Raw genomic sequence first — 12,563 nt, forward strand, 5'->3', positions numbered from 1 at the left:
CGTCAGATTGGGGTAGTGCGCCCTGACGTTCCGTCTGGAGCCACGTTTTTTGGCGCTTCGAAACGCTGCCTGCCTTTCGCCGGCTTCACCGCCTCATCGGCGGCGTCGGCAAGTTCGGCCAACCCGCGTGCCATGTCGCCCGCCGCGGCTGGCCAGGCATGTTCCATTGCAAGATGCAGCGGTTTCTCCGCTGTCTGTACCGCCAACATGGCGTGCTCTGCCAGCGCCCGGCCTTCTGCGGTGAGCGCGATCGGCCGCGATCGTCGGTCGTCGTCGCTGAAAGGTCGCGTGACGAGCCCGCGCCGCTCAAGAGTCTTCACCAGTTTGGTAAGTCCTCCGGAGGAGATCAGCATCGCCTCGTAAAGATCCGTCGGCGTCAGCTGGTGCGGCGCAGGCTGAACCCGCAGGGCGGCAAGGACTTCGAACGAAGCGGGGGTGAGGTCGAGCGGAGCAAGCGCCTCGGCAGCGATCCGCTCGAGTAGACGGGCCAAGCGCTGCACGGCGACGGTCGCAGTCATTTGTCGCAGAGACGCGTCGGGCCAGTTGATGGTCGCGCGTTCCAGTGAGGTAACAGTCTTTCGCGTGGTCTCTGGCATGGAACAATCCTAGCGCGGAGGATTCTACCTTTCCAGAAAGGTAAACTGCTCGCAGGCAACTTGGTTACTTATCCGAAAAGGTGCATAGAACGAATGAGCGAGACATCAGCTTCGCCTCAAGGGTCGAGCGCACTGAGAATCGTCTTGGTGTTGTCGGTTTTGTCGATTTTCCCGCCATTGGCCACAGACATGTATCTGTCAGCCTTCGGTGATATTCAGACCTATCTGAACGCTCCGGACGGGGCATTGGAAATGTCTCTGTCGGTTTTCTTCCTCGGGCTTTGCGTCGGTCAGTTGGTGTTTGGCCCGCTGATCGACCGATACGGACGTAAAGGACCGCTTTTGGCCGGTGCAGGACTGTTCTGCCTCGCCACGGTGCTATTACTTTTGACTGACTCAGCCACAGTGTTCATCAGCCTTCGTTTCGTCCAGGCGCTTGGTGCGTGTGGGGGCATGGTTGTCGGTCGGGCAGTCGTGTCCGATCTCTATCAAGGCACCGCGGCAGCACGAACCATGACCCTGTTGATTATGCTGATGACACTCGGGCCTGTTGTTTCTCCGCTTGTTGGCGGTGTGCTAGTTACACAGCTTGGCTGGAAGGCAGTCTTCGTCACGATGCTTGCAATCGGCGCGCTCGCACTTGTGCTGGCTTTTACGTTGCTTCCTGAAACCTTGCCCGCTTCTAAGCGGCTGAAGACCCCGCTCTATCGGGTGTTCGGCGATTACTGGACGTTGCTTTCTTCCCGCCAATTCCTTGTCCCGGCGCTCGTCAGCGCTCTCGTGCAGGCCGCAATGTTCTCTTTCATCACGGCCTCGTCGAGCGTATTCCAGGGGGTGTTTGGCCTCGGTGAAATCGAATACGGGATCGCCTTTGGTTTCGTCGCACTTGGTTTAGTCGTCGCATCCTTAGTTAACAATCGCCTGCTCGTCAGGCTGGCGGTCAAGACGATAATCAGCGTGGCGCTGCCGCTGTTTGTTGCGATTAGTATCGTGCTGTTGCTGGTTTCGGGGTCTCGGGAATTCTGGGTACAGATCATCCCGCTCTGGTTCTCGATCGCCATGGTAGGGCTGCTGAGTGCGAACGGAACCTCCATAGCCATGGAGGCTGCACGAGGGCAGTCCGGCGTAGGCTCCGCACTGGTCGGCGCCATGCAGTTTGGGGTCGCCTTCGTCTGCTCCGCCATGGTGGCTGCCGCCATTAGCGATAGCACCCTGCCCATGGCGCTCGGGATACTGCTTCCGGCTCTTATCGCGATGGTGGTTTGGTTTTTTGGCAAGTCCCTTGCCAGCCGCGAACGTCTTGCGAATCAGAGCGTTTCCGACTCTTGAGAGTACGCCTGAGAGGATGGCTTTACTTCTATCGGCGTATTTCTAGAGCCGCTAATCGATATGCTCGGTTTTTCTTTTTGCGGGTCGTCTGGCTCAAGTTCAAAGGCCTGCGGCAGATAAAATAGGAAAGCTCGGTATCGCCGTGCGTTCTTTTTTCGAGGCCATCATGCTGCGCACACTGAAGATCTCGCATCGCACGCTGCTGTTTTTTACTCTCGTCGCAATGCTGCTCACCCTGCTCGGGCTGTTCAGTCTGATGCAGATGGCGGCGATTCGTGCCGCCGGCAGCGAAATCGATTCCGACTGGATGCCGAGCCAGGTGGCCGCGGACGACATGGCGCTGAGCTTTGCACAGGTGCGCACCGAGTCGCTGCGCCAACTGGCATTCAGGGACGCCGAGACAAAGCGCAAGAGCGATGGGCTGATTGCCGCCGCGATTGCGGACATTCGCCAGCACGTGACCCGCTACGAGACGCTCATCTCTGGTGCCGAAGAGCGGCGCGTTTTCGAGGCCGCCAAGGCATTATTCGAGCAATACGCCTCGACCTTGGACGAACGGCAGCAGTTGATGGGCGGGCAGCCGGACGAGGCGCGAATGGCGCAAGTCAACGCACGGCTCGCCGCGCTGGGGCCGAAATTCGGCGAGGCGCTGCTGGAGCTCAGGGCGTTCAACGGGGAAGGGGCGCATCACGCCGTCCAGGCCGCGACTGCCGTTTATGAAAAAGCCCGGATCATCATCGTAGCGGTAATCATGCTGGCTCTGGTCGCGACGGTCGCACTGGCCCTGGTGCTGACAGCGAGCATCGTTCGGCCGATGCGCCAGGCAGTGGCCGTTGCCAACCAGATCGCGCATGGCGACCTGACCCACACGGTGCCGGTCGATGGCGACGACGAGGCCACGCAATTGCTCGCTTCGCTGCGCGACATGCAGGCTAACCTGCGCGCCATCATCGGGCAGATCAATGATTCGGCGAATGTGCTGAGCACCTCTGCCGAAGAGATGACCGCGGTCATGCTCGACAGTACCGAAGGGCTGCATCGGCAGAACGAGCAGATCGAACAGGCCGCGACGGCCGTCAACCAGATGACCTGCGCCGTCGAAGAAGTGGCGAGCAACGCGGTGTCCACCTCCGAGGCGTCGCAAGCGTCCAGTGAATCGGCACAAAAGGGACGTCGCCAGCTGGACGAGGCGATCGCCGCGATCCAGGCGCTGGCCGACGATGTTGTCGGTGCCTCTGCGCGTGCCGGCGATCTGGCTGAACAAACGCACAACATCACCCGCGTGCTGGACGTGATCCGCTCGGTCGCCGAACAGACCAACCTGCTCGCACTCAATGCAGCTATCGAAGCAGCCCGCGCCGGGGACGCCGGTCGCGGCTTCGCCGTGGTCGCCGATGAAGTCCGCGGCCTGGCCAAGCGAACGGGCGAATCCACGCGCGAAATCGAGTCGATGATCGGCAGCATCAAGCAGGGGACGGGCCTTACCGTTGATGCGTTGCAGCAAACGGCGTCGCGCGCCCAGGGTACGCTTGAGAAAGCCTACACCGCTGGGGTTGCACTGGCCGAGATCGCCGATGCGGTGGCCGGCATCAACGAGCGCAACTTAGTGATTGCCAGCGCCTCAGAAGAGCAGGCGCAGGTCGCGCGGGAGATCGACCGCAACCTGGTCAGCATCCGCGACCTCTCGCTTCAGACTTCTGCCGGCGCCCAGCAGACCAGCGTCGCAACGCAGGAACTGTCGCGCCTAGCGGTGAAGCTGAACGGGACGGTCAATCGCTTCCGGATGTAACCGAACCTTGCGCAACTGTGGCTGAGCATGTTTTCGCTCTGATTGACTCCAACAGCATCTACTGCGGTTTCGAGCGGTTGTTCCGCGCCAACTGATTCGCACGCCCATTGTGGCGCTGCTGTTCGCGCCCAGCCAGGCGGCCGCTTCGCAGCGCGTGATGGCCGTTCTGGATTCGATCAATGCCAAATGGGGGCGGGACCCGGTAGTGCCAGCAATGCACGCCTGGGGTATGCGTCGCGAACTTATGAGCCAGAGCTTCACGATGCGAGTCGATCAGTTGTGGAAGGTTTCTGCGCGGTGATTTGCGGCGTACGTAGGCCTGCTGAAAAACGTCTCTTGGATGGGGGAGACCAACCACAACCGATGACCGCTTGGACGGCTAAATACAGCCTTGAGCACGCTGGCGATTACATTGGTTGGTTGTATTTCCAGACACTGTATCGCCATGTTGCCGCTCAGCCAGATATGTCCGAGTAGACAACCCAGTGATTTAGGCTCGCGAAGGCTGCTCAAGTGTCTGCCGAAGTGGGCCAATTCAGCAGACACTTGGCGGATCTGCTAATGGTCGAGGCTGTGTAAAATGCAAACGTCTCCCTAGCGTTTCTGATCGTACGTCAAATCTGCCAACGCTTGGCTGTTCAGCAGACCGAGATTTTGCGTAGCGACATAAAATTTGAGCCAATTCTGGCGGCTGTGCCTGCGCGAAATTGTTTTGACGCACTTTCAGCCGAAAACAGCCTATCGTGAAAGCTGCTCGTAAAATAGCAGCTAGTCGCGACGTATGGTCAGGCCTATTCGACCAATGAGCTGATTACTTGTCGTCAGGGTTATATGAGTGAAGGGTCAGGAGCTTACCGACGCATCCAGGTATTAGCTCCTTTCGGATGTGCAGTATGGCTATTTTGAGGCGCTTGTTCCGGCGAATAGCGTGTTAGAGCTTCAGCGAGCAGGGTTTGGATACGCTCAATGGAGCGGCGAGCTGAATAAACTTCAGGAGAATTTGGAACAGCGCTTGCCAAACCATTCAGCATTTCCGTGACGCAAGGTACGACTATGCTGGCGACAAGGTTATTAGCGTCGTTAGGTTTATTGAATCTAGAGATTATGTCTACCAGCTGCCGCTGGTAGTGGGAGCGGATATCTGCGATGAGACTTCTCTGATCATTGCTTAGGCTGCGTAACTCCAGGCGTGCCAAAGCGGCGGTTTTGGGGTTATTCAGTTGGAAACGGACGTAAGCGTCAATGTAATCGGAAAGCATTGCAGAGGGAGCGCGGCGGCATCCCCTGCAATTACTTATGGTCGCTAACAGGCCTGCCTCATGTTCCTCAATCAGATCAAAAAGTAACGATTGTTTGCTTTCTATATGATTGTAAAGGGACCCGGCGTGGAGGTTGATCGCCGCGGCCAGATCACGAACGCTTACCCTTTCAAATCCTTGGTCAACAAACATATTCAAAGCTATCGCGCGAACTCGTTCGGCTGTCGACCTGGCAGATAATGGAAAGACAGTGCGTTTGGTTTCGTAGGCCACTGTAATCTCCGTTTGCATAGTTCCCGTCGTTACACTGCACTTCAATCTCTATCTCAGGAACTCGGACCGCTGACGCGCTTCACAGAAACACCTCTATCATTTAAGCGCTTGCTGTTCGCACTAGTGCCGGGATTCGGGGAGACCGCGGACTAGATAGCTATCAATTGAGGCTGCCCGACGTGCCGTTGCGGGACTGTGCGACGCGTGAGCCATTTCGTCTTCCCAGCAAACGGCTGATGTTGTGCCCGGCTTCGATGACGGCGTCTAGACTGACATCCGTGGCGATGCCCAATCCGTTCAGCATGTACAAAACATCCTCGCTGGCGACGTTGCCGCTGGCCCCCTTGGCATAGGGGCAACCACCTAATCCCGCAACCGAGCTGTCGAAGACGCTGATGCCCTCAAGCAGACTGGCATAAATGTTCGCCATCGCCTGGCCGTATGTGTCGTGGAAGTGTCCGGCGAGTTTGTCGCGTGGCACCTCGCGGGCGACGACATCAATCAGTTGGCGGGTCTTGCCGGGCGTACCGGTACCAATGGTGTCGCCGAGCGAGACCTCGTAGCAGCCCATCGCGACCAATTCGCGCGCCACCTTGGAGACGTGCTTGAGGTCGATATCGCCTTCGTACGGGCATCCCAGCACGCACGACACATAGCCACGCACCCGGATGCCGTTTGCGCGAGCGCTTTCCATCAGCGGAACGAAGCGCGCCAGGCTTTCGTCGATGGAGCAGTTGATGTTTTTTTGCGAAAACGCCTCGGACGCGGCTCCGAATACCGCAACCTCGCGGACCCCAGCTTCGATGGCTGCCTCGAGCCCTTTAAGGTTGGGCGTCAGGGCCGCATAGGTGACGCCGGGTTTGCGCTGGATCTGAGCAAAAACCTCGGCGGACCCAGCCATCTGCGGGACCCATTTGGGCGACACGAAACTGCCCACCTCAATGTACTGAAGGCCCGCGGCGCTGAGGTCGTTTACTAGCTGGACCTTGTCGGCGACGCTGATTGGCTGCTTCTCGTTCTGCAAACCATCGCGGGGGCCAACTTCGACTAATCGGACGTGTTTGGGCAGGGGCATAGCGTTCTCCGAGAGGGGCAAAGTGCGGCGTAAACGGGGTCATATACGTCGGGCCTATACGCCAGTTTGTTTTTTCTAGCGACCCAACATTTACGTGACCGGACGCTGGGTGCACTTTTCCGTATATGAAGTTGGTGCGGCGCTCACTCGTAGGGTGCCTTGAGCCCACCTATGTTGCTGGCGGGCAAGAGCGGAACCACACCCAGCACCCTCTACGGTTGCCTCGCCTTCAGCCTTCGTCGATCTCCAGCAACACTGCGCCGTCGTTAACCATGTCGCCTTCGGCGCAAAACAGGCTTTTCACCACGCCGGCTTGCTGTGCACGAATGCTGTGCTCCATTTTCATTGCTTCTAGTACGATCAGCACGGTGCCAGCCTCGACGTTCTGCCCGGGCTCGACCAGCACCCGCACGATGCTTCCGTTCATGGGCGCGGTTAGGCCGCCGTGGTGCTGGTGGCTGGCTTCGACCTCGGCGATCGCGTCGAACGCCGTTACGGTCTGCAGTTCGCCGTCCCACTCTAGGTAGAGCGTCCGGTCCTGCCGAATCGCCTTGGGTTTGCGTAGTGTTGTTGCCTGGAGTTGCGCATCGATGCGCAACAGCCGGTTCTCGCCGCCGCAAACGAGATGCACGCCCACCTGAGAGGGCATGCCGAAACGCAGACCAGCCCGGCTCGCCCAGGGAGAATGGGCGTCGTCGTCCCGAACATCCGCCGGCTCGGTCTGGACATAAAGCGCTGCCGCCAGCTGCCAGAATGCGTCGGGCAACTCGCCCGGTTTGCGCAGCAGCTCGGCTTCATGGCGCGGAATGAAGCCGGTGTCCAGTTCGGCCGCGGCGAAGGCCGGATGACCGACCACTCGGCGCAGGAAGGCAAGGTTGGTGCGCACACCACCGACCGAGGTTTCGTCCAGCATGGCCAGCAGACGCAGGCGTGCTTCCTCGCGATTCTCGCCCCAGGCGATCAGCTTGCCGAGCATCGGGTCGTAAAAGGGGGAAACCGTGTCGCCTTCGGCTACGCCGCTGTCGACGCGACGACCGGGGCCTGAGGTGGCCTCGTGGTACAGGTCCAGGGTGCCGGTGGCGGGAAGGAAATCGTTGTCCGGGTCCTCCGCATACAGCCGCACCTCGATGGCGTGACCGATCAGCGGTACCTGCTCTTGGGTGATCGGCAGCGGCTCGCCCCGGGCGACGCGGATCTGCCAGGCCACCAGATCGAGACCAGTAATAGCTTCGGTGACCGGGTGCTCGACCTGCAGGCGAGTGTTCATCTCCATGAAGAAGAACTCTCCACGCGCATCGAGCAGAAACTCCACGGTGCCTGCACCGACGTATCCAATGGCCTGCGCCGCCTTGACTGCCGCTTCGCCCATGGCTCGGCGCAGTTCGGAGGAGAGGCCCGGCGCGGGCGCTTCCTCGACGACCTTCTGATGGCGTCGCTGGATCGAACAGTCGCGCTCGTTCAGATACAGGCACTTGCCGCATCCGTCAGCGAATACCTGAATTTCGACGTGACGCGGCTGGAGCACGTATTTTTCCACCAGCATGCGCGAGTCGCCAAATGACGACTGCGCCTCGCGCTGTGCAGATTGCAACGCCTCGGCCAGATCCGCTTCGCGCTCGACAACCTTCATTCCTTTGCCGCCACCGCCGGCGGTGGCCTTGAGCAGTACCGGATAGCCGATCCGTTCCGCCGCGACGCGGAAGGTTTCCACATCCTGCGCTTCACCGTGGTAGCCCGGCACCAGCGGCACGCCGGCTTCCTCCATCAGCGCCTTGGCGGCTGACTTGCTGCCCATTGCGTCGATGGCGGAAGCGGGCGGGCCGAGGAAGAGAAGTCCGGCGTCTTCAATGGCGCGGGCAAAATCCGCGTTTTCGGAGAGGAAGCCGTAGCCGGGATGAATCGCCTGGGCACCGCTGGCCTTGGCGGCAGCGATCAGCTTGTCGATCACCAGATAGCTTTCGGCAGGCTTGGCGCCACCGAGATCGATACGAATATCGGCTTCACGGGCATGGCGCGCATCACGGTCGACGGCGCTGTGCACGGCCACGGTGGTCAGGCCCATGGCCTTGGCGGTGCGCATCACACGGCAGGCGATCTCGCCGCGGTTGGCTACCAGCAAAGTGTTGATCGTTTTCTGCATCATGGCTGCTGCTCCTGCCAGGCTGGCTTACGCTTTTCCAAGAAAGCTCCTAAGCCTTCTTGTCCCTCTTGGCTGACCCGAATGCTGGCGATCGCATGCTCGGTGCGCTCGCGCAGGGCCTCGCTAAGGGCGCCGGTTCCTACATCTGCAAGCAGTGCCTTGGTAATACGCATGGCCTGAGGACTGTTTTGCAGCAGTTTGCCGACCCATTCCACCGCAGCGCCATCGAGCGCCTCGGCTGGATAACATTCAGAAAGCAGACCCATGGCCTGGGCACGCTTGCCGCTGAATCGCTCTGCTGTGAGTGCATAGCGTCGTGTCGCACGCGCACCGATAGATTGAACTACGAAGGGGCTTATCACCGCCGGGGCCAGGCCAATCCGTACCTCTGACAGGCTAAACTGGGCGTCTTCGGTTCCGATAGCCATGTCGCAACAAGCGATCAAGCCCAATGCGCCGCCGAACGCGGCTCCTTGCACCACAGCTAAGGTCGGTACGGGGAATTGATGCAAGCAGTGCATCAGCTCTCCCAATTCGTGAGCGTCCCTCAGGTTGGACGCGTAATCCAACCCAGCGGATTCCCGCATCCAGGAAAGGTCTGCTCCGGCGGAAAAGTGTTGACCACGTCCGCGAAGCAACAGAAAGCGCAGGTGTTCATCTGCGCAGAGCTGGCGCAGCGACTGGATCAGCTCGGCAATCATTTCGGCATTGAACGCGTTGTTTTTTTGCGGGCGGTTCAGCCATAGAGTGGCGACACCACCTGCACTGCGCTCGATTTCAATGGTATGGAAGTCGGTCATGGCATTACATCCTGAACACGCCGAAACGGGTCGGCTGAATGGGCGCGTTGAGCGAAGCGGAAAGGGCGAGGCCCAATACATCACGGGTTTCACGTGGATCAATCACACCATCGTCCCAAAGCCTTGCGCTGGAATAGAACGCATGCGCCTGGCGTTCATACTGTTCAACGATGGGTTGCTTGAGCTGTTGCTCGTCTTCGGCAGAAAAGGTCTCTCCAGATCGTTCGGCCTGCTCGCGCTTGACCTGTACCAGCACTCCGGCAGCCTGTTGTGCTCCCATGACGCCAATTTTGGCGTTGGGCCACATCCATAGGAAACGCGGGTCATAAGCGCGACCGCACATGCCGTAGTTGCCTGCGCCAAAGCTGCCACCGATGACCACAGTGAATTTCGGCACTTGGGCACAGGCGACCGCAGTGACGAGCTTAGCGCCGTGCTTCGCGATGCCGCCGGTTTCGTACTTCTGTCCAACCATGAAGCCGGTGATGTTTTGGAGAAACAGAAGTGGAATGCCGCGCTGGCAAGCCAGTTCGATAAAGTGCGCGCCTTTCTGCGCAGCTTCGGCGAAGAGGATGCCGTTGTTCGCAAGGATCGCGACCGGGTAGCCATGCACGGTGGCAAAGCCACAGACGAGCGTGGTGCCGAACAGGGCCTTGAATTCATCAAACTCGCTGCCGTCGACCAACCGGGCAATAACTTCACGGACATCGAATGGCTGCTTGGGGTCGGCCGGAATGATCCCGTACAAGTCATCAGCGGTATATCGCGGCGCGCGGGGAGCGCTGACCTCTAGCTGACCCAGCTTTCGCCAATTGAGGTTAGCGACGCAGCGGCGTGCGATGGCTAATGCATGCTCATCGTTCTCGGCGTAATGATCGGCAACACCAGATGTTTTGCAGTGCACGTCCGCACCGCCCAGGTCCTCAGCGGTTACCACCTCGCCGGTGGCGGCTTTTACCAGAGGCGGGCCGGCGAGGAAGATGGTCGCCTGGTTGCGGACCATGATGGTTTCATCGGCCATCGCCGGCACATAAGCGCCGCCAGCGGTGCAGGAGCCCATCACCACGGCCAGTTGCGGAATGCCCATGGCGCTCATGTTGGCCTGGTTGAAGAAGATACGACCGAAGTGCTCGCGGTCCGGGAACACTTCGTCCTGGCGCGGCAGATTGGCGCCGCCGGAGTCGACCAGGTAGATGCATGGCAGGCGGTTCTGTTGAGCGATCGCTTGTGCGCGCAGATGTTTCTTCACGGTGAGCGGGTAGTAGCTTCCGCCTTTTACTGTGGCATCGTTGGCGATGATCATGCACTCGACGCCTTCCACTCGACCAATGCCAGCAATCACGCCCGCAGCGGGTACGTCCTCACCGTAGACCCCGTAGGCAGCTAACGGCGAAATCTCAAGAAACGGGGAGCCCATATCCAGCAGCATGTTGACTCGAGACCTCGGCAACAACTTGCCGCGTGAGGTATGGCGCAGCTGTGCCTTTTCGCCGCCGCCCTCATGAATACGTCCGAGCACGTTGCGCAACTGCTCCGCTTGCTCGCCCATCACCGCAGAGTTGGCAGCGAATTCAGGGGAGCGGGAATTTACTTGGGTTTGCAAGATGGCCATATCTAGCCCTCGAAAAAATGCGCTTTGGCTGTGCGAGTCGGGAGGCTGTCTTCTTTCCAGCCTTCTTTGTTTCGCCGCTAGCGTCGTTTGTTATTTGGTCTCGTTGAAAAGCTCGCGGCCGATCAGCATTCGGCGGATCTCGCTTGTACCTGCGCCGATCTCGTAAAGTTTGGCGTCGCGCCAAAGTCGGCCGGTGGGGTATTCGTTGACGTAACCGTTGCCGCCAAGTATCTGGATCGCCTCGCCAGCGAGCCAGGTGGCTTTCTCTGCGGCATAGAGGATGACGCCTGCGCAGTCCTTGCGGACCTGGCGAACGTGACCGGTACCCAGGTCGTCGAGGTGCTTGCCCACCGCGTATAGGTAGGCGCGGCAGGCTTGCAGGGTGGTGTACATGTCCGCCACCTTGCCCTGAATCAACTGAAATTCACCGATCGACTGGCCAAACTGCTTGCGCTCGTGAATGTAGGGAACGACCACGTCCATGGCTGCCTGCATCAAGCCCAGCGGCCCACCGCTGAGGACGGCACGCTCGTAGTCCAAGCCGCTCATCAGCACCTTGACCCCTTCGCCTACCTGCCCGAGCACGTTTTCCTCGGGTACTTCCACATCCTCAAACACCAGCTCTCCGGTGTGCGAGCCCCGCATGCCGAGCTTGTCCAGCTTCTGTGCAACCGAGAAGCCGGGGGTGTTGGTATCCACGATGAACGCAGTCATGCCTTTTGCGCCGGCAGTGATATCGGTCTTGGCGTAAACCACCAGCGTGTGGCAGTCGGGACCGTTGGTGATCCACATCTTGTTGCCGTTGAGTACGTAGCTACTGCCTCGCTTTTCGGCACGCAGCTTCATCGAAACCACGTCGGAGCCGGCATTTGGCTCGCTCATGGCGAGGGCGCCGATGTGCTCGCCAGAAACCAGCTTGGGCAGGAAACGGCTTTTCTGTTCCTCGCTACCGTTGCGGTTGATCTGATTGACGCACAGATTCGAATGCGCACCGTAGGAAAGACCGATGCCACCGGCAGCACGTGATATCTCTTCCATGGCCACCATGTGCGCCAGATAACCCATACCCGAGCCGCCGTATTCCTCCGCTACGGTCAGGCCGAGCAGGCCCATGTCGCCAAACTTCCGCCAAAGGTCCATCGGGAATTGGTCGGTGCGGTCGGCCTCCTCGGCGCGAGGCGCGATCTCCTTGGCCGCGAAGCCAGCAACGGAGTCGCGGAGCATGTCTATTTCCTCGCCGAGAAAGAAGTTAAGTCCGGGTAAGCCATTCATGATCCGATATCCCTTGTTATTGGTTTCATGGTGTTTGCCGACCTTGCAGCGCTGCTCGGCAGCGATGCTCAGCCATGTCCAGCTCCCACTGGATTCGTTCGATGTCCAACAGCTGCTGTTTCAACTGGTGTCGGCGGTAAACGATTCTTTCCAGCAGGCAGTTCAATTGCTTCGTGTTACCACTCGATGGGTCATACAGCTCGATCAACTCCCTGCACTCGGATAATGAAAATCCGAGCCGCTTGCCGCGCACGATCAGCTCCAGGCGAACACGGTCCTGCGGCGAATACATGCGTTGAGTGCCGCTGCGCTCAGGGAAGAGCAAACCTTTTTGCTCGTAGAACCGGATGGCCCGAGTCGTAAGCTTCAGTTCGCGGGCCAGGACCGAAATCTTGCAACTGTTCACCTCGGCCATGCC

The 12,563-nt window shown here is 59.5% G+C and carries 10 protein-coding genes and 1 pseudogene; 3 read left to right on the plus strand and 8 right to left on the minus strand.

Features of this window, described 5'->3' with window-relative positions:
• Positions 1-2: 2 nt before the first annotated feature.
• A complete protein-coding gene (locus KXR72_RS01185; protein WP_437419311.1) occupies positions 3-500 on the minus strand; it encodes a MarR family winged helix-turn-helix transcriptional regulator in 498 nt (165 codons plus the stop codon).
• Between the two features lie 189 nt (positions 501-689).
• Between KXR72_RS01185 and KXR72_RS01190 the strand changes: the two genes are divergently transcribed.
• From KXR72_RS01190 to KXR72_RS01200, 3 genes and pseudogenes are all read left to right on the plus strand, one after another.
• Complete coding sequence (locus tag KXR72_RS01190; RefSeq protein ID WP_437419312.1) at positions 690-1,925, plus strand: multidrug effflux MFS transporter; 1,236 nt, start codon at positions 690-692, stop codon at positions 1,923-1,925.
• 166 nt (positions 1,926-2,091) lie between these two features.
• Positions 2,092-3,714 carry a methyl-accepting chemotaxis protein gene (locus tag KXR72_RS01195; protein ID WP_437419313.1) on the plus strand — a complete coding sequence of 541 codons (1,623 nt, stop codon included), beginning with the start codon at positions 2,092-2,094 and terminating at the stop codon, positions 3,712-3,714.
• Between the two features lie 118 nt (positions 3,715-3,832).
• A pseudogene (locus KXR72_RS01200) lies at positions 3,833-4,015 on the plus strand (DUF4113 domain-containing protein); the annotation flags it as partial.
• A 550-nt stretch (positions 4,016-4,565) separates the two neighbouring features.
• Here KXR72_RS01200 and KXR72_RS01205 read toward each other — a convergent pair.
• The 7 genes from KXR72_RS01205 to KXR72_RS01235 all read right to left on the minus strand — a co-directional run bounded on the left by KXR72_RS01205 (position 4,566) and on the right by KXR72_RS01235 (position 12,560).
• On the minus strand, positions 4,566-5,246 hold the full coding sequence (locus KXR72_RS01205) for a TetR/AcrR family transcriptional regulator (RefSeq protein WP_437419314.1): 681 nt from the start codon (positions 5,244-5,246) through the stop codon (positions 4,566-4,568).
• 160 nt (positions 5,247-5,406) lie between these two features.
• Positions 5,407-6,321, minus strand: coding sequence for a hydroxymethylglutaryl-CoA lyase (locus KXR72_RS01210; RefSeq protein WP_437419315.1), 915 nt, complete (start codon positions 6,319-6,321; stop codon positions 5,407-5,409).
• Positions 6,322-6,550: 229 nt separating this feature from the next.
• Entirely contained in the window at positions 6,551-8,461 is a 1,911-nt protein-coding gene (locus tag KXR72_RS01215) for an acetyl/propionyl/methylcrotonyl-CoA carboxylase subunit alpha (RefSeq protein ID WP_437420348.1), read from the minus strand.
• Positions 8,461-9,261, minus strand: coding sequence for a gamma-carboxygeranoyl-CoA hydratase (locus tag KXR72_RS01220; RefSeq protein ID WP_437419316.1), 801 nt, complete (start codon positions 9,259-9,261; stop codon positions 8,461-8,463). The genes KXR72_RS01215 and KXR72_RS01220 overlap by 1 nt, the downstream gene beginning before the upstream one ends.
• Positions 9,262-9,265: 4 nt before the next feature.
• Positions 9,266-10,873 carry a carboxyl transferase domain-containing protein gene (locus tag KXR72_RS01225; RefSeq protein WP_437419317.1) on the minus strand — a complete coding sequence of 536 codons (1,608 nt, stop codon included), beginning with the start codon at positions 10,871-10,873 and terminating at the stop codon, positions 9,266-9,268.
• A gap of 90 nt (positions 10,874-10,963) precedes the next feature.
• Positions 10,964-12,145, minus strand: a complete 1,182-nt coding sequence (locus KXR72_RS01230; protein ID WP_437419318.1) for an isovaleryl-CoA dehydrogenase — start codon at positions 12,143-12,145, stop codon at positions 10,964-10,966.
• 25 nt (positions 12,146-12,170) lie between these two features.
• Positions 12,171-12,560: a MerR family transcriptional regulator gene (locus tag KXR72_RS01235; RefSeq protein ID WP_437419319.1), complete on the minus strand. Its 390-nt coding sequence runs from the start codon at positions 12,558-12,560 to the stop codon at positions 12,171-12,173.
• Between the last annotated feature and the right edge of the window lie 3 nt (positions 12,561-12,563).

It is taken from the genome of Stutzerimonas chloritidismutans, assembly GCF_051486945.1.
In the GTDB taxonomy this organism is placed as follows: Bacteria; Pseudomonadota; Gammaproteobacteria; order Pseudomonadales; family Pseudomonadaceae; genus Stutzerimonas; species Stutzerimonas chloritidismutans_B.